Origin of the sequence: Sulfuriferula nivalis, from assembly GCF_009937995.1 — a bacterium.
In the GTDB taxonomy this organism is placed as follows: Bacteria; Pseudomonadota; Gammaproteobacteria; order Burkholderiales; family Sulfuriferulaceae; genus Sulfuriferula; species Sulfuriferula nivalis.
In genome coordinates, this window is the sequence record NZ_AP021881.1 from 342,253 (window position 1) to 358,360 (window position 16,108).

A 16,108-nucleotide genomic window follows, 5' to 3' on the forward strand; every position below is an offset into this window, starting at 1 on the left:
TGACTATGAAACGCTGGCTGGTCGCGCTGCTGGCTCTGCTGGTGGTGTCGTGGCTCACCCCCGCACTGGCGGAGGTGGCTGTGCCAGTGCTCAAGGCACGTGTAACCGACCTTACCAATACCCTGACGTCGGCTCAGGTGGCCAATATCGAGCAGCAGTTGCAAGCGCTGGAACAGCGCAAAGGTAGCCAGCTGGCCGTGCTCATCGTGCCAACCACTCAGCCGGAAGCGATAGAGCAATATAGTTTGCGGGTGGTGGAAACGTGGAAGCTGGGGCGTAAGGGTGTGGATGACGGTGTGCTGTTAATCATTGCCAAAAATGACCGAACGTTGCGGATTGAGGTAGGTTACGGTCTGGAAGGCGTTATCCCCGATGCAATTGCCAAACGTGTTATCGCCGAGACCATTGTGCCATATTTCAAACAAAATGATTTTGCTGGAGGCATACAGGCAGGGGTTACTCAGCTCATCAAACTGGTAGATGGTGAGCCTTTGCCACCACCAAAAGCACAATCTCAGAATGACAAGCGCGATCCGATGAGCATGCTGTTTGTCGTAGTCATTGCCGCAGCTGTCATCGGTCAGGTACTAAGTGCCGTGTTTGGCCGTTTTGTCGGCTCTGGTCTGGCTGCTGCAGCTGTGGGCGGATTGGGCTGGATAGTGCTGGGCTCTGTGTTGATGGCGGGGCTGGCAGCGATGGTGGTATTTATTGCGGTGTTTTCTGGCATTAATCTGGCTGGGTTGATCGGTGGCTTCGGTGGCGGCAGATCCGGTGGTTCAGGCGGGTTTGGCGGCGGAGGTGGCGGTTTTGGTGGCGGCGGCGCATCGGGGCGGTGGTGATATGAGTTATTTACGCGTATTCAAACATCTGCTGCATTTCCCCTGGCAAGTACATCGTGCTTTTCCCGCGCGTACCATGCATGCTATCGAGTCAGCCATACTTAATACAGAACAGCAGCATGCTGGCGAACTGCGTTTTGCCGTAGAGGGGGCGCTGGATTTGCCCGAACTGTTGCGCGGAGTTACGGCTCGCGAACGCGCGCTGGAAGTGTTTGGCAATTTGCGGGTATGGGATACTGAATACAATAACGGCGTGCTGATTTACTTGTTAATGGCTGATCATGATGTGGAAATTATCGCCGACCGCGGCATGCACCAGCGTATAGCGACTGGCGAATGGGAAAATGTGTGTCGGGCGATGGAAGCATTGTTGCGGCAAGGTCAATATGAGGCGGCGGTGTTGCAGGGCGTGGCTTTGGTGGGCGCTTTATTGCAGCAGCATTACCCCGCGTTAGGGGAAAAGCGTAATGAGCTGGATAATCGGCCGGTAGTGGTGAAGCATTAGTATTAGTCGATGTCTTGTGTCATTTCGGATCATATAGCATTGTCACAAAATATCGCAGTTCAATGCAATCATGCTAACCCCGTCATCAGTGAAGATGTGTGGATCCGTCGTGGCCAGAAGTCTGTGCACAAAGTAATAGAAAAAATGGTCTTTATTCATAGTGGTTGTGCTTCCGTGTACTGTGCTTCTAGCTTCGCTAACTGGACTCCTTTGCCCGTGGTTATCTGTGCAGAATGCAGGGATAAATGACGGATTGTTGTAGTGTTTGTGTCATTACTCTACAGTACGTCTATGTATCAATCGTGAAGTCACAAGCAAATTAGCACGGTCAATAAAAGGATACTTCATGGATAACTCACTACAGTCACTTAATCAGGTTAAGGCTGATCTGCTCGATATGGCTATCAGGTTTGGTCCTAAGCTGATCGTTGCAATAGCGATACTGATTGCAGGCTATATGGTGGGGCGTTGGGCGGGTCGCTTACTTGAACGGCTGTTGGTACGGTTGAATCTTGAATCACCAGTGATCTCTCTGCTGGTGCGCATTGCGCGGGTGCTGATTCTGGGGCTGTTCACCATCATGGCACTCCAGAATCTCGGGATAGAATTATTGCCGCTCATCGCCGGCCTCGGCGTGGCAGGCGCCGGGATTGCGTTTGCGATGCAGGGAATTATCGGTAATCTTGTTTCGGGTCTTACCATTATCTTTACCCGCCCTTTCCATGTTGGTGATTATATTTCCATCTCTAATGAAGAAGGCGAAGTGCTCGATATCAGCCTTTTCAGTACCATACTGGGACATACGGATCGATCCAAAGTGTAAAGTGGACCCCGATTTCTGGACAATGAATTAAGATGGTAACCTGCTGTAAAAAGGAGCGGGTTGTGAGTGAAACAAATCGTAAGCATTTTTCGGGTGAGTTTAAAGCCAAGGTTGCAGTGGAAGCGATTCGTGGTGTCAAGACGGTTAACGAAATAGGTCAGGAATTTGGCGTGCATCCGACCCAGGTTGGATTGTGGAAGAAAGAGTTGCAAGAACAAGCTGCTGGCTTGTTTAATGCCAAACGCGGCCCGAAGCCAGTGGATCTCTCTGCTAGTCCAGAGCGACTGTATTCCGAGATTGGCAGACTCAAAATGGAATTGGACTGGCTTAAAAAAAAGTCCGGGATCAACCCATAGCACTGCGCAAGCAGTGGATTAGCCAATGCACATCTTTAGCACTCAGTCAGCAGTGTGCATTGGCGGGTGTGGCGCGATCCAGCGTTTATGCGCCCAGATTGATCAAAGCCACTGACGAACAAGAATTGGCATTGCTGACGTTGATAGACACAGAATACACACGGCATCCATTTTATGGCAGCCGCAAGATTAGGCATTACCTGAGTAGCATAGGACACCACATCAATCGCAAACGAGTGCAACGATTAATGCGCACACTGGGGTTAGCTGGCATGGCGCCAGGACCGAACACCAGTCGTGCGCACCCGCAGCATAAGATTTATCCTTACCTGCTCAGAGGTGTCGCAGTGACCCGTCCCAATCAGGTGTGGAGTACGGATATCACTTACCTGCGCCTGCCACGAGGATTCGTGTATTTGGTGGCAGTGATAGATTGGTACTCGCGCAAAGTGCTGGCATGGCGATTATCGAATACGATGGACAGTGGCTTCTGTGTGGACTGTCTGGAACAGGCACTACAGTCGCACGGCATACCTGAGTTATTTAACACTGATCAGGGCAGTCAGTTCACCAGTGACGCGTTTACGGGTGCACTCAAGGAAAACGGCATTACGATTAGCATGGATGGTCGCGGACGGGCATTGGATAACATCTTTGTGGAACGGCTCTGGCGTAGCGTCAAGCACGAAGACGTATATTTGAAAGGCTATGCTACATTACCAGCACTGCTGCTAGGATTGACGGAATACTTTGTGTTTTATAACGCTGAACGTATCCATCAGTCACTGGGTTATAAAACACCAGACGAGGTTTATCGAACAGCCAGTGGCGGTGGTGCCAGCATCGTGGACAAGTTCACTACGTCAGGAAAAGCGTTGTTAGAAAAAGATCGAAAACCAGAAACAAAACCGGGGCAGCGCCGTGCAGCTGCATATGAAAGGTTACCCTCTTAAACTCGACGTATTATTGTCTTGACGGAGGGGTCCACTTTAGTGGTTATTCCTAACCGCAAAATTGTCGGTGAGATACTGCATAATTATGGGCCGATACGACAGCTCAATATCGTGGTGGAAGTGGCCTACGGAACTGACATCAATGTGACCTTGGGTCTGATAGCGGAAATTCTGCATGCCAGTTCTCGCGTGTTGCAGAATCCAGCGCCAGTATGTGGGGTCTCGCGACTTGCCGAATCTGGCATTGCGATCAGTATTACGCCGTGGGTGAATGTGCCAGATTATGTTGCGGCAGTAAACGAGGTTAATAAAACGATACTGGAGAGATTCTCCGCGCACGGAATAGTCATCCCCGTACCGCAACGTGAAGTCAAAATGCTGGGATAATGCGGGCATGATACCTTCCTCCCCTAAACGTACCTGGATTTTTTTGTTACTCAGTTCTCTGGCTTTTTATGTCCCCAGCCTGTTGGCGCCAGCTTCCTGGGACAAAAACGCAACCTATGTAATGTTCTCCAGTCTGTATCAGGGAGGTTTGGTGCTGGCAGGATTCTGGTATGGCCCCGCTATTTGCCGCGCGCTCATCATCACCGAGGTGGTAGACGGACCATTATGGGTAGCGATGGACGCAACGTTGGCAGCATTGCATAACAACCCTGAGCGTACTCAGTTAGCTAATATCCCAGTGGTGCTGGTCGAATATGCTGCACCATTTATTGTTACCGCAGGGTTATTGCCTCAGCACAGCCAGATATTTACTTCTTCTTATATGGTGGAGCGTTTAGGGGCTGATGGGCTACGTTTTGCGCTGGCGCGTGCTCTGGTGCATAGCAACTGGCTGCATCGTCTGACTGCCATATTGCCAGTGCTGATATTGACGGTGATGCTTCCTGATACACCTTCGGATATGCGTGACTGGTTAAGTTTAGGCGGGTTTCTTTTAGGTTGGCTGGTATTGCATTGGTCGTTTGAATTGTGGGTTGATCATCAAGCGGCGCAAGCAATGGGTGCGGCTGAGGCGGTTCGGGGTTTGCGGGAATTGTTAGCTGGCACGACAAAATCGGCTGGCTGGCTTATGCTGCATCCTCCTGTCCGCTGGCGTTTGTATATGGTGGCAGGCAAGTGAATCTTCATATTACTGTAATGTTGTTTAAGTAACTCATGATCTGGTACACCTGACTCAGGTTCCAATATATTTACTGTACGCATAAAAGATGTCATCCCTGACCCAGCCTAGTTTTTCGTATGCGGCTTGCGCAGGTTTGTTGGTTTTTGCTGTTGTCAGATCCATGCGCGATTTACCGTTGTCGACGGCTAACTGCTCGGCACGTTGTAATAGTAGTTTACCTGCGCCAGAGCGTCTGGCTGCTGGCGCTACAAACAAGTCATAAAGCGTGTAAATTGGTTTTGCCTCTACCGAACAGAAGGTGGGGTAAAGCTGGCAGAAGCCAATAGCCTGCTGGTGTTCATCGAGCGCAAGAATAATAACAGACTCGTCGTTCTGTATACGGTTACGAATGAAGTCCGTGGCTAATGGCAGGTCTGGTGCTTGTTCGTAAAACTGGCGATAGGCGTCAAATAGTGTGGCCGTGGCTGCAAGGTCATCTATTGTTGCGATTCGGGTATTGATGGTGGTCATAAAGTTTTATATAAGTTATCCGGTTACAAATCAAAAAATCAAAGATGGAGCATCCGATGTCGGGGAATTCCAGCCAGAACAGGTAGATAGCTAACCATGAAGCATCTGCTATTTTTTCGCATCCTACCATGAAATCTGGTGCGTAAATTGATGTATGTATCGACCTGATATCCAGACCCTGTGGCGGTTTTAAGTAACAGTTAAGTATTCCTGTTTTATCCTCCAACCAATTAATACTTTGAGGCGATATCATGAATAAATTATTTAACCGTGTGCCTGAAATCACGCTGTTTTTCTGGGTAATAAAAATCATGGCCACGACAGTCGGTGAAACGGCCGCGGATTTTCTGGCGTTTACCATGAAGCTGGGGCTGATCAATACATCCTGGGTGATGAGTGGCTTGCTGGTGTTTGCGCTGTTGATTCAGTTCAAATTAAAACGCTATGTACCTGTCAGTTATTGGCTGGTGGTAGTCATGGTCAGTGTGGTGGGTACTCTGATTACCGATAACCTGGTGGACAATCTGGGCGTGAGTCTGGTCACCATTACTGTGGTGTTCAGCATCGCTTTAGCCGTCGTATTTGCGTTGTGGTATGCGAGTGAGAAAACCTTGTCTATACACAGCATTTACACAGCCAGACGCGAATTGTTTTACTGGGCAGCCATCCTGTTTACCTTTGCGCTGGGTACAGCGGCGGGTGATCTGGTGGCCGAGCATATGGCTTTGGGCTATGCAATATCAGCATTGATGTTTGGCTCGGTTATAGCGGTAATCGCACTGGCCTATTATCGATTTAAACTGAACGCGGTATTGGCATTCTGGCTGGCTTACATACTGACTCGCCCATTTGGCGCTTCTATGGGTGATCTGCTGTCGCAGCCTGTCAATGTTGGCGGTTTGGGTTTTGGAACTATCGGTATCAGCGGTGTATTTCTTGGCGCTATAGTGATTTTGATTGCATACTTATCTATGCAGCAAAAACAGCAACTACTTACAGCCAGCTCGGCTGAGTAATAATCAGGATTAAGGTCAGCCATGCGTTTACTGTTGGTAGAAGATGATGCAATGATAGGCGAGAGCCTGCATGAGGCGCTGGTGGGCGAGAACTATGCGGTAGACTGGGTACGTGACGGGCGCAGTGCCGAGCTGGCGCTGGGTAACGATGTGTATGATTTGTTGCTGCTCGATTTGGGATTGCCGAAGAAACAGGGCTTGCAGGTGTTAAGCGAGTATCGGCAGCGTGGTGGCATGTTGCCGGTACTGATTATTACCGCGCGTGATGCAACGGCGGACAGAGTGAGTGGTCTGGATGCGGGAGCAGACGACTATCTGGTCAAGCCATTTGATCTGGATGAATTGTTTGCACGCGTGCGTGCGCTGTTACGCCGTCAGGCAGGGCGTGCCCAGCCGATAATTGCATATGGCGGGGTGACACTCAACCCGGCAAGTCGGGAGGTGTTTCTGAATGGTAGCGTGCTGAATTTGTCTGCGCGTGAGTTTGCCCTGTTGCAAGCCTTGCTCGATCCGCCCGAGCGGGTGCTGTCACTGGCTGAGCTGGAAGAAAAGCTCTACGGCTGGGATCAGGAAATTGGTAGCAATGCTGTGGAAGTCTATATACATCATTTGCGTAAAAAGCTTGGTACCAACTTTATACGCAATGTGCGCGGAGTAGGTTATAAAGTGGCTGCAATATGAATTCTATCCGGCAACGTCTGTTGCTCTGGCTTATCGTCGGCATGCTGATCAGCACTGGTATCGCGGGCTTGAGCATGTACTTGCTGGCACAGGACGAGGCGAATGAGCTATTCGATTACCAGATCAAGCAAATCGCGTTGTCATTGCCCGGCTCTAGCCAATTACCAGTGGTAACTGCGGATGATGAAGATCCCGAAGAAGATAATGTTATTCAGGTGTGGGATGCGCAGGGTAAGCCATTGTTCGTATCGTATCCGTCACGTGCTTTACCCCGTTATGTCGCTACGGGTTTGCATACAGTGAATTACCGGCAGCAACCTTGGCGGTTGTACAACACCCAGCGGCGCGGGCAATTTATTCAGGTTGCGCAGCCGATGACGGTGCGTGAGGAATTGGCGGCGGCGCTGGCATTGCGTATGTTGATGCCGTTTTTTGTGCTTATCCCATTGCTGGCGGGGTTGATCTGGTGGTCAGTGGGGCGTAGTTTGCGCCCCATGCAAGATGTAACCACCGCTTTAGCAACGCGTCATGCCGATGCCATGCAGCCGCTGGATGAAACGGATTTACCACAAGAAATTAAACCCATGGTTATAGCACTCAATCAATTACTCATGCGTCTGGATCAGGCAATGCAGTCGCAGCGGGCATTTGTTGCGGATGCGGCACATGAATTACGTAGCCCGTTGACGGCGTTGAAGTTGCAATTGCAACTGACTGAACGTACTTCAGGTGACGAGCAGCGGACGATTGCTTTTACCAAACTTAACCAGCGTGTGGATCGCAGTATTCATCTGGTGCAACAGTTGCTGACACTGGCGCGTAGCGAGCCACGTTTGGAGCAGGCACAGTTTACGGACGTCGATTTAAGCGCATTAGCGTATGAAGTTGCTCAGGATTTTATGCCCTTAGCTGAAGCACACCAGACCGAATTACGGCTTGAGTTGCAGCCTGATGTTCGGGTGTCGGGACAGCAGGTTGATTTGCGTACTTTGATCAGCAATCTGGTTGATAACGCAATCCGCTATTCGTCCGATGGAAGTCAGGTGCGACTTTGTGTTGCGCGCGAAACGGGTCACGCAGTGTTGCAGGTGATTGATAATGGCAGCGGGATTCCAGCTGATGAGCGTGAACGTGTGTTTGATCGCTTCTATCGGCGCGAAGGTACGGAAGTGATTGGCAGCGGACTGGGGCTGGCCATCGTGCGTAATATTGCAGCAGTGCATCATGCTGATCTGGAGCTATCAGATAATTCGTCGGGCTCGGGTTTGGTAGTGACTGTTATTTTTCCCCTATAGTGGAAGCTTGCTGTGGCGTGCCCATGATGAAATGATGTGTATGACGTATTAATATGAAAGTTGAATAAATGAACTGGATCGCCGGATTGCGACAACTGGGTGTACCTGCGGCATTAGGAGCTGCATTGCTATTTGGTGCAGGCACACCACTGGCTAAGTTGTTGCTCGGTGGTATTGATCCGTGGCTCCTGGCAGGATTGCTGTATTTTGGTTCGGGAATTGGCCTGACGCTTTATCGTTATCTGATCCATGCACCCGCCGTTCACCTGCCGCGCAACGAGCTGCCCTGGTTTGCAGGCGCGGTAGTGATGGGTGGGATGGTTGCGCCTGTGTTGTTGATGACGGGGCTGACGAATATGGCAGCTTCTGGCGTTTCACTGTTGCTGAATGCCGAGAGTGTGTTTACCGCGTTGTTGGCGTGGTTTGTGTTCAGGGAAAATTTTGACCGGCGTATTGCGCTGGGTATGCTGTTTATCGTCGCTGGTGCGCTGGTACTAAGCTGGCCGTCGCAAGCTGGTGCAGTGCAACTATGGCCGATGCTGGCGGTGCTGGGGGCATGCCTGGCATGGGGTATCGACAATAATCTGACGCGCAAGGCGTCACTTAGCGATGCGACCTGGATCGCTTCCGTGAAGGGTCTAGTATCGGGTAGCGTGAATTTGCTGCTGGCTTTATGGCTGGGTGCTGCATTTCCCTCTGTGCCGCATGTGGTTGGCGCAATGGTGGTGGGGCTGTTCGCCTATGGGGTGAGCCTGACGTTGTTCGTGGTGGCAATGCGTCATTTGGGCACAGCGCGTACAGGTGCGTATTTTGCTGTAGCGCCGTTCTTTGGCGCGCTGCTTGCATTACTGATGGGCGAACCACTTACACTGCCACTGATCATAGCTGGATTGCTAATGGCACTGGGCGTGTGGCTGCATTTGACGGAGCATCATGTGCACAGGCATACCCATGAAGTCATGGAACATGAGCACGAGCATTCCCACGATGAGCATCATCAGCACCATCATGATAATCAGCCGCCACTTGGCAGCATGCATAGCCACCCGCATCGGCATGAACCCTTGTCACACGAACATGCACATTTTCCGGATGCCCATCATCGACATCATCATTGACGATGCAGGAGGTTGGCAGCATGAGAGGGGTAAGTCAGAACGCAATAATAATGACGGAGCCAGCTGCGATAAGCATGCCGCCCAGTGCGACAGTCCAGCTCAGTTTTTCCCCGAGAAATATGATACCTAGTGCGATGGCAAGCACGACACTGAGTTTGTCTATCGGTGCGACTTTCGATACCGGCCCCAGTTGCAGGGCACGGTAGTAGCATAGCCACGAAAGCCCGGTAGCTACACCTGACAGCACCAGAAACAGCCAGCTGCGTGCTGAGATCAGATCGAGTTTCTGCCATTCGCTACGCAACGAAACGATGCTGGCAATGATAGCGAGGATGACGATGGTTCTGATCAGTGTGGCCAGGTTGGAGTTCAGCCCGGTAACACCGATTTTGCCAAAAACTGCGGTGAGTGCGGCAAAGAATGCCGATCCTAGCGCGTAGATTACCCAGCTTTCCCTAAACATTGTGCGCCTTTCATGGTGGTCTGCCGATATTTTAACGGTGTTCGGCGATAATTCATGAATGAATTTGGAAAGGTGCTAAATAAAAAATAACGTAATTTTTAAGTATTAGTTAAGTGTTGACCCCTTACTCTGTGAATATGGCAAAACATTTCGTTGCGCTGTTTTAATAAAGGAGTTCCATCATGGTTCAGAATAAAAGCGTAATAGCAGTGGCATTGGTGTTGTTGTTGGGTGCGGTGAGTGCGCAGGCTTATACAGGTGTAGCATTGGCAAAACATGCTAAGGTGACAATGACTGAAGCGCGTGCAATCGCATTGAAAGCTCACCCAGGCAAAATTACCGATGAAGAGCTGGAAAAAGAGACTGGTGGTAGCGGGCTGCGCTATTCGTTCGACATTCAGAACGGCAAGGTCACTCAGGAAGTAGGCGTTGATGCACAGACAGGTGCGTTATTGGAAAACAAAGCTGAGGGTGCCAATCCGGATTAATGGTTGGCTACATCTTGATGCCACGGCAACTTGACAATGACTAAAACGGAATAGAACAATGAATACAAAACAGCAAGCGATATTCAGTAAGGTGCCAGAGGTAACGCTGGTGTTCTGGATAATCAAAATTTTTGCCACTACGTTAGGTGAGACTGGCGGTGATGCAGTATCCATGTCCATGCGTCTCGGTTATCTGCTCAGTACCGGGATATTTGCGGCCATATTTATGGTTGCGGTCATTGTGCAGATTGCTGCCAAGAAGTTTCATCCTGTCATTTACTGGACAACCATTATTGCCACAACCACAGTTGGCACGACGCTGGCAGATTTTGCAGATCGTTCGCTGGGTATCGGTTATGCGGGTGGTACAGCAATTCTGTTTACTTTACTGATGGCATCTCTGTTTATCTGGTATCGCGCACTGGGTACGATAGCGGTGGATAGTGTGAGCTCACCTAAATCAGAGATGTACTACTGGATCACCATCATGTTTTCACAAACGCTGGGTACGGCGCTTGGTGATTGGACGGCGGATACGGCAGGTCTCGGATATGGCGGTGGTGCTATTGTGTTTGGTGCGATGTTGGCGATTATTGCTGTGGCGTATTACCGAACCAGAATTTCACACACCGTGCTTTTTTGGGCAGCATTCATACTTACCCGGCCGCTTGGTGCGGTGGTTGGTGACTTTCTGGATAAACCTATCAGTAAGGGTGGGCTGGCGTTAAGCCGTTATTCGGCTTCGGCGACATTAGTTGCGTTGATTGTGATTGCTATCTTCATGTTTTCGCATAAACCAGCAAAACAAGGGCATTGAACATCCTTATTTCATTGCCCTTGCGTAGTCCTCAAACTGAGCCGCTGTCAGAGGTTTGCTAAAGTAGTAGCCTTGAGCCTCATTGCAGCCTTGTGAACGCAGGAAGTCCAGTTGCTCAGCCGTTTCTACCCCTTCTGCTATAGTCTGCAAACCAAGATTGCTGGCCAAATTAATGATGGCGGTTACGATAGCTCTGTCTTCAAGATCGACAATGATGTCTCTTACAAAGGACTGGTCTATTTTAAGCTTATATACATTGAATTTTTTTAGATAACTCAGGCTGGAATAGCCGGTGCCAAAGTCATCAATGGCCATGCGGATACCTTGATCATGTAACTTGTCCATGACGACTATGGCAGTCAGTGGGTTATCCATTGCCACTGCTTCAGTTAATTCAAGCTCAAAATATTGATGCGGTAACTCGACTTCATCCAGGATGCTGGTGATGAGTTCTGGTAAATTACTCTGGCGGAATTGTACGGCGGATAAATTAACTGCCATCACCATAGGCTTAAAGCCACTGACTATCCAGTATTTCAATTGCTGTGCTGCAGTACGCAAAACCCATTCTCCAATTGCGATAATAAGTCCGTTACTTTCGGCTATAGGAATGAACTCGGCTGGTGACACCATTCCCAGCTCAGGGTGATACCAGCGCAGCAAGGCTTCCACGCCGATGATATGCCCTGTATTAATCGACAATTGCGGTTGGTAATGCAGCTGCAATTCGTTGCGTTCCAATGCGTGACGTAGTGCATTGGCCAGAGTCAACTTACGTGCATATTGTGTTTGCATTTCAGGCGTGTAAAAACTGAATTGGTTGCGCCCCTCATTCTTGGCTCGATACATTGCAATGTCGGCATTTTTGGATAGTAATTCGAGAGTGGTGCCGTCATTGGGGTAGATGGCGATGCCAACAGATGCTGTAACGGATAATTCATGCTGTTCGATAAGGCATGGTAGTGCAATTATTTCGATTAGCTTGGAAGCTACCAGTGCTGCACCATCAGCATCGGTGTTAGGCAGGATCAGAATAAACTCATCTCCACCCTGGCGTGACAGAATATCTTGTTCGCGCAGTACAGACTTAAGTCGATTTGCTATTTCCATCAGAACTTTGTCGCCTATGCTGTGACCTAGTGTGTCATTGATATCTTTAAAATGATCAAGATCGAGGAATAGTACCGCTATGGGTTCATTGTTACGCTGGGCCAGGTTGATCGCATATTTGAAACGGTCATTTAATAATAAACGATTGGGCAAGCCTGTCAGCTGATCAAAATGAGCCAGTTCTTCGATTGCCAACTCAGTCTGCCTGCGTTCGGTAATATCTTGCAGGGTACCGACTATAGCGAGAGGTATGTTATGTGCATTCAGTACGACCATTCCCTTATTGCGTACCCAGCGTTTAGATCCATCACTTTGGCGAGTTATCCAGTATTCCTGTTCTATTTTCAGATTGTGTTCAAGCGCTTTATTCAGATATGCCTGTACTTCCTGACGCAAATCCGGGGTGACCAGTTGTTGCCAATGTTGAACGAAGCCGCTATCGCGGAGAAATATTCCCGAACCATCAAATTACGCAGCATAATTTCGTCTCCCCCAGCAATGGAATTTTGATTACTGTACCACGAGGAGACGACATTGACAGCCCCCACACCCATCCCCGCGCACTTCGAGCACAATCACCAGCGACTGCTGAATTGCCTCAAGCTCAGAGGCATGCAGCCTAAAACCATCGCCTTGTATTCACACGGCGTACGGCGCGCAGCGGTGTATTTTAATGACCAGATAGACGCGCTCACCAAGCCACAATTAACCGACTATTTTGTTCGCATCCTGGATACCCATTCATGGAGTACGCTCAAACATGATCTGTATGGACTGAAGTTCTATTATGCCCATGTACTCAGCCAACCCTGGCCAGGTGCGGATCTGGTTAAACCACCCAAGTCATATAGCCTGCCCGACATCATTACCGTCGCCCAGGCACAACAAATCTTCATGGCCACCCGCGTATTGAGCTACCGCGTATTCTTCTTCACCCTCTACAGCCTGGGCTTACGATTAGGCGAAGGCTTACGCTTGCAGGTAGGGGATATCGATGCGGATCGGATGCGGGTGCAAGTACGCAACGCCAAAGGCAACCGTGATCGATTGGTGCCGTTATCAGAGAACACCTTGCAGGTATTGCGCCGTTTCTGGCTCACCCATCGCAACCCAAGCTTGCTCTTTCCTAATCGACACGGCGGTCTTGCCAAATCGCACTTGGCACGCACCCCGCTGGATCGTGGTGGTATCCAGACCACCTTGGGTCAAGTGACCCGTGACTGTGGCTTAAAAAAAGAATTACACCACACAGCCTGCGCCACAGCTATGCCACCCACCTGATAGAAGCTGGCATCGATTTACTCGAAATTCAGCAGATACTCGGACACCAGTCCATCCTCACCACCATCCGCTACACCCACCTCACCGAACAACGCCATCAGAGCGCACACACTCGCCTTAATCAATTAATGGAGAAATTCCACATTCATTGGGGCAAAGTCAAATGATCAGACTGGCGCACATCGTAGCAACCTACGCAGCTAAACTGCTTGCACAACACGGTCATCACCTATTGCCCAGCCAGCAAGCTGCCTTAACCGCCTTTCAAACCTGCCGTAGCCAGATGAGCCCGAGGATGCAACTTGCCTGTGATGATTGTCAAACACCCAGCTACCTGCCACATTCCTGCGGTCATCGGCATTGCCCGCATTGCCAGGCGCACGAATCACAGCGCTGGATAGACCAGCAATTACACAAATCCATCCCCGCCAACTACTTCATGCTCACCTTCACCGTGCCCGCCCAGTTGCGCACACTGGCCTGGCAACATCAGCGCGTCATGTATGACTTGATCACACGCTGCGCGTGGGAAACAGTCAACACCTTCAGCCAAAACGACAACAAGCTGCGCGGCAGCGCAGGGGCGGTGACTGTACTGCATACCCATAACCGCCGACTGGACTATCACCCCCATGTGCATCTCGTCATGCCCGCTGTCGCCTTTAACCCCAAACAGCGACGCATGCGTCATAAACACGGCAACTACCTGTTTAACCACAAAGCCCTGGCCAAAGTATTTCGTGCCAAATTACTGGCAGGCATCAGACAAGCAGGACTCACCCTGCCAAACGATTACCCGACCGATTGGGTGGTGGATTGCAAAGCCGTCGGCACTGGACAGCACGCTCTGATCTACCTTGGGCGCTATCTGTATCGGGGGGTGATACAGGAGAAAGACATCCTCTCCGACCGGCATGGTCAGGTCACCTTCCGTTACCGGAACAGCCAAACCAAACAAATGGAAACCCGTACCTTGAGTGGTGTAGCCTTCCTGCGACTGATACTGCAACACATTCTGCCCAAAGGCTACCGCCGCGCCCGCAACTTTGGCTACCTGCATCCCAATAGCAAACTACTCACCCAGCTACAGCTGACCCACCTATGGCGACGGAACAATCCGCCGCCAGCGCAACCCAGACCAGCGATACGTTGCCAATGTTGCGGTGGGGTGATGAAGATAGTGCGCACACGTATCAAAGCGATACCGCTAGCCACATCAGCCCCATCTATAAAACGGGAACACAGAGCAGATGACACAGGGTGGGAGACCATGCGCTAAACCAGCCCACACCGCCCACCTGCCAGACTAGGCAGGTATGGCCGTGCTCGCCCTGAAGAAGGCTGAAATTGGGTTAACATGCCCGAAAAGCCGACTAAAAACGGTGAGTTGAATAGAATAAGTTGCTGCAATGGCAACGTGAAGGTCGTGAAATGGCGGGTGGGATGCGTAACGCGTCCAGTTATGCCAGCATAGTCAAAAAGATATTTCCATAAGCGCTCAAGCAACACCCGCCCCAGCCATGCCGGGCTTGTCCAACAAACGGTTCAGATTGTGGCTCGCTTCGCGATCACAATCTAACCTTATTCGTTGTGCATCGTGAGGATAGTCTGGGGTAATGCCTAAAATTCGATCAAGTGTAGTCGAGCTGGTCCAGTGGCCGGTTTTTAAGTCGATAGTATAGTTGCCGAGATTCGCTATTTCTTGTGCTTCAGTAAGTGTCACCATGCTTTTTTCCTGGTTATGCCAGGCGCTGGTGATGAGTCGTGCAAATGCTAATGTTGCTAAAATAAACGCAGCCACCAGTCCAGCAAGTGTCCATGCCTGTTTGTGCCATACTTCCAATGCGGCTTCTCTTGATATCCCGACATTAACGTAATAGCCATATTTTGCGCTACGTCGATAGGATTGCGTGCGGCTGATAGCATCAATACTTGTTCCCCCGCTAATGTAGGTGCCTAGCTGTGGATTTGCCCTAAGCGCATCAGCAAAAGGCTGGGCAATTTTTTTATTACCGGGAATAACAGGTTTGTTTAGGTTAAACACATGGCGTGCAATAACCCCGAGTTGTGCATCGCGCAGCGTCGCGACATCGCCCGTATTTAATGTGGTCTTAGTCAGCATTTCATCCAGTTTGTCGACATAAATACTGGCAGTTACGGTTCCGTCAAATGAACCATCTGGCTTGTTGATACGTCTGGCAAATAACCATACCCATTTATTGTTTGTTCTTAAAAACAATGGGCTGCTGATATATAAGCCCGCATTAGCGTTGTTCTTTAACGTTTTAAAATGCTCACGGTCAGAAACATTGACGTGGGGGTTAAGAATGTCCTGCCCATATACGATATTGCCATGCTCATCGGTCACGCGTATGAAAGCGATACTGGGTAGGCGCGACTTTTGGCGTACCAGATATTGTTCAATTGATTGTGAACTCATATCTCCGCTATGTATTTGCCCGCTTAGTTCATCGGCTGTAGTAAGTAGCGCAATGTCTATGGTATCAATCAGGCCGTCGTAGGTTTGTTCCATAGACTTAGCCATATTTTCTGTGGTGATGGCAGTCCGCTCATCGGTCATTTGACGCATTTTTATTAACGCAAACAGCACGATAAATACCATAATAATGATGGCCAGCGTCATGCCGCTGTAGAGCAGCATGCGATTGCGTTGAAATGATGAAGAAGATGATCTATTTTTCATTTTTTATTAGATTCCATCAT

At 49.9% G+C, this 16,108-nt stretch carries 16 protein-coding genes and 2 pseudogenes; 14 read left to right on the plus strand and 4 right to left on the minus strand.

The window, feature by feature from the left end; all coding sequences use genetic code 11:
• Positions 1-5 precede the first annotated feature (5 nt).
• The 6 genes and pseudogenes from SFSGTM_RS01740 to SFSGTM_RS01765 all read left to right on the plus strand — a co-directional run bounded on the left by SFSGTM_RS01740 (position 6) and on the right by SFSGTM_RS01765 (position 4,602).
• Complete coding sequence (locus SFSGTM_RS01740; protein WP_162083654.1) at positions 6-839, plus strand: TPM domain-containing protein; 834 nt, start codon at positions 6-8, stop codon at positions 837-839.
• Position 840: 1 nt separating this feature from the next.
• On the plus strand, positions 841-1,344 hold the full coding sequence (locus tag SFSGTM_RS01745) for a TPM domain-containing protein (RefSeq protein WP_162083655.1): 504 nt from the start codon (positions 841-843) through the stop codon (positions 1,342-1,344).
• A 346-nt stretch (positions 1,345-1,690) separates the two neighbouring features.
• Complete coding sequence (locus tag SFSGTM_RS01750; protein WP_162083656.1) at positions 1,691-2,167, plus strand: mechanosensitive ion channel family protein; 477 nt, start codon at positions 1,691-1,693, stop codon at positions 2,165-2,167.
• Positions 2,168-2,199: 32 nt separating this feature from the next.
• Positions 2,200-3,380: pseudogene (locus tag SFSGTM_RS01755) on the plus strand (IS3 family transposase); the annotation flags it as partial.
• A gap of 135 nt (positions 3,381-3,515) precedes the next feature.
• On the plus strand, positions 3,516-3,863 hold the full coding sequence (locus tag SFSGTM_RS01760) for a mechanosensitive ion channel domain-containing protein (RefSeq protein ID WP_198420596.1): 348 nt from the start codon (positions 3,516-3,518) through the stop codon (positions 3,861-3,863).
• Between the two features lie 7 nt (positions 3,864-3,870).
• Positions 3,871-4,602: a hypothetical protein gene (locus SFSGTM_RS01765; RefSeq protein WP_162083657.1), complete on the plus strand. Its 732-nt coding sequence runs from the start codon at positions 3,871-3,873 to the stop codon at positions 4,600-4,602.
• Between the two features lie 54 nt (positions 4,603-4,656).
• On the opposite strand, the gene SFSGTM_RS01770 is transcribed toward SFSGTM_RS01765, so the two are convergent.
• Positions 4,657-5,115: a GNAT family N-acetyltransferase gene (locus tag SFSGTM_RS01770; RefSeq protein WP_162083658.1), complete on the minus strand. Its 459-nt coding sequence runs from the start codon at positions 5,113-5,115 to the stop codon at positions 4,657-4,659.
• 251 nt (positions 5,116-5,366) lie between these two features.
• Here SFSGTM_RS01770 and SFSGTM_RS01775 point away from each other — a divergent pair, with 251 nt between their 5' ends.
• The 4 genes from SFSGTM_RS01775 (at position 5,367) to SFSGTM_RS01790 (ending at position 9,225) form a co-directional block, all read left to right on the plus strand.
• Positions 5,367-6,131, plus strand: a complete 765-nt coding sequence (locus SFSGTM_RS01775) for a COG4705 family protein (RefSeq protein WP_162083659.1) — start codon at positions 5,367-5,369, stop codon at positions 6,129-6,131.
• A 21-nt stretch (positions 6,132-6,152) separates the two neighbouring features.
• Positions 6,153-6,812: a response regulator gene (locus SFSGTM_RS01780; protein WP_162083660.1), complete on the plus strand. Its 660-nt coding sequence runs from the start codon at positions 6,153-6,155 to the stop codon at positions 6,810-6,812.
• Complete coding sequence (locus tag SFSGTM_RS01785) at positions 6,809-8,107, plus strand: ATP-binding protein (protein WP_162083661.1); 1,299 nt, start codon at positions 6,809-6,811, stop codon at positions 8,105-8,107. The genes SFSGTM_RS01780 and SFSGTM_RS01785 overlap by 4 nt, the downstream gene beginning before the upstream one ends.
• Before the next feature lie 68 nt (positions 8,108-8,175).
• On the plus strand, positions 8,176-9,225 hold the full coding sequence (locus tag SFSGTM_RS01790) for a DMT family transporter (protein WP_162083662.1): 1,050 nt from the start codon (positions 8,176-8,178) through the stop codon (positions 9,223-9,225).
• Positions 9,226-9,259: 34 nt separating this feature from the next.
• Here SFSGTM_RS01790 and SFSGTM_RS01795 read toward each other — a convergent pair whose 3' ends face one another.
• Entirely contained in the window at positions 9,260-9,688 is a 429-nt protein-coding gene (locus SFSGTM_RS01795; RefSeq protein WP_162083663.1) for an EamA family transporter, read from the minus strand.
• Positions 9,689-9,870: 182 nt separating this feature from the next.
• Between SFSGTM_RS01795 and SFSGTM_RS01800 the strand changes: the two genes are divergently transcribed.
• Positions 9,871-10,176, plus strand: a complete 306-nt coding sequence (locus SFSGTM_RS01800; RefSeq protein ID WP_162083664.1) for a PepSY domain-containing protein — start codon at positions 9,871-9,873, stop codon at positions 10,174-10,176.
• A 58-nt stretch (positions 10,177-10,234) separates the two neighbouring features.
• Complete coding sequence (locus tag SFSGTM_RS01805) at positions 10,235-10,993, plus strand: COG4705 family protein (protein ID WP_162083665.1); 759 nt, start codon at positions 10,235-10,237, stop codon at positions 10,991-10,993.
• A gap of 6 nt (positions 10,994-10,999) precedes the next feature.
• Here the strand turns inward: SFSGTM_RS01805 and SFSGTM_RS01810 are convergent, their stop codons facing one another.
• On the minus strand, positions 11,000-12,556 hold the full coding sequence (locus tag SFSGTM_RS01810; RefSeq protein ID WP_269780093.1) for a putative bifunctional diguanylate cyclase/phosphodiesterase: 1,557 nt from the start codon (positions 12,554-12,556) through the stop codon (positions 11,000-11,002).
• 81 nt (positions 12,557-12,637) lie between these two features.
• Between SFSGTM_RS01810 and SFSGTM_RS01815 the strand changes: the two are divergent.
• Positions 12,638-13,551, plus strand: a pseudogene (locus SFSGTM_RS01815) (tyrosine-type recombinase/integrase).
• Positions 13,548-14,663, plus strand: coding sequence for an IS91 family transposase (locus tag SFSGTM_RS01825; protein ID WP_162083488.1), 1,116 nt, complete (start codon positions 13,548-13,550; stop codon positions 14,661-14,663). The pseudogene SFSGTM_RS01815 and the gene SFSGTM_RS01825 overlap by 4 nt, the downstream one beginning before the upstream one ends.
• A 219-nt stretch (positions 14,664-14,882) precedes the next feature.
• Here SFSGTM_RS01825 and SFSGTM_RS01830 read toward each other — a convergent pair whose 3' ends face one another.
• Entirely contained in the window at positions 14,883-16,088 is a 1,206-nt protein-coding gene (locus tag SFSGTM_RS01830; protein WP_162083666.1) for a PDC sensor domain-containing protein, read from the minus strand.
• Positions 16,089-16,108: the final 20 nt, after the last annotated feature.

What these genes read in the sequence shown, in the direction of transcription:
- SFSGTM_RS01740 (WP_162083654.1), top strand. Translation starts at nt 6, where the DNA reads ATGAAACGCTGGCTGGTCGCGCTGCTGGCTCTGCTGGTGGTGTCGTGG.
- SFSGTM_RS01745 (WP_162083655.1), top strand. Translation starts at nt 841, where the DNA reads ATGAGTTATTTACGCGTATTCAAACATCTGCTGCATTTCCCCTGGCAA.
- SFSGTM_RS01750 (WP_162083656.1), top strand. Translation starts at nt 1,691, where the DNA reads ATGGATAACTCACTACAGTCACTTAATCAGGTTAAGGCTGATCTGCTC.
- SFSGTM_RS01765 (WP_162083657.1), top strand. Translation starts at nt 3,871, where the DNA reads ATGATACCTTCCTCCCCTAAACGTACCTGGATTTTTTTGTTACTCAGT.
- SFSGTM_RS01770 (WP_162083658.1), bottom strand. Translation starts at nt 5,115, where the DNA reads ATGACCACCATCAATACCCGAATCGCAACAATAGATGACCTTGCAGCC.
- SFSGTM_RS01775 (WP_162083659.1), top strand. Translation starts at nt 5,367, where the DNA reads ATGAATAAATTATTTAACCGTGTGCCTGAAATCACGCTGTTTTTCTGG.
- SFSGTM_RS01780 (WP_162083660.1), top strand. Translation starts at nt 6,153, where the DNA reads ATGCGTTTACTGTTGGTAGAAGATGATGCAATGATAGGCGAGAGCCTG.
- SFSGTM_RS01785 (WP_162083661.1), top strand. Translation starts at nt 6,809, where the DNA reads ATGAATTCTATCCGGCAACGTCTGTTGCTCTGGCTTATCGTCGGCATG.
- SFSGTM_RS01790 (WP_162083662.1), top strand. Translation starts at nt 8,176, where the DNA reads ATGAACTGGATCGCCGGATTGCGACAACTGGGTGTACCTGCGGCATTA.
- SFSGTM_RS01795 (WP_162083663.1), bottom strand. Translation starts at nt 9,688, where the DNA reads ATGTTTAGGGAAAGCTGGGTAATCTACGCGCTAGGATCGGCATTCTTT.
- SFSGTM_RS01800 (WP_162083664.1), top strand. Translation starts at nt 9,871, where the DNA reads ATGGTTCAGAATAAAAGCGTAATAGCAGTGGCATTGGTGTTGTTGTTG.
- SFSGTM_RS01805 (WP_162083665.1), top strand. Translation starts at nt 10,235, where the DNA reads ATGAATACAAAACAGCAAGCGATATTCAGTAAGGTGCCAGAGGTAACG.
- SFSGTM_RS01825 (WP_162083488.1), top strand. Translation starts at nt 13,548, where the DNA reads ATGATCAGACTGGCGCACATCGTAGCAACCTACGCAGCTAAACTGCTT.
- SFSGTM_RS01830 (WP_162083666.1), bottom strand. Translation starts at nt 16,088, where the DNA reads ATGAAAAATAGATCATCTTCTTCATCATTTCAACGCAATCGCATGCTG.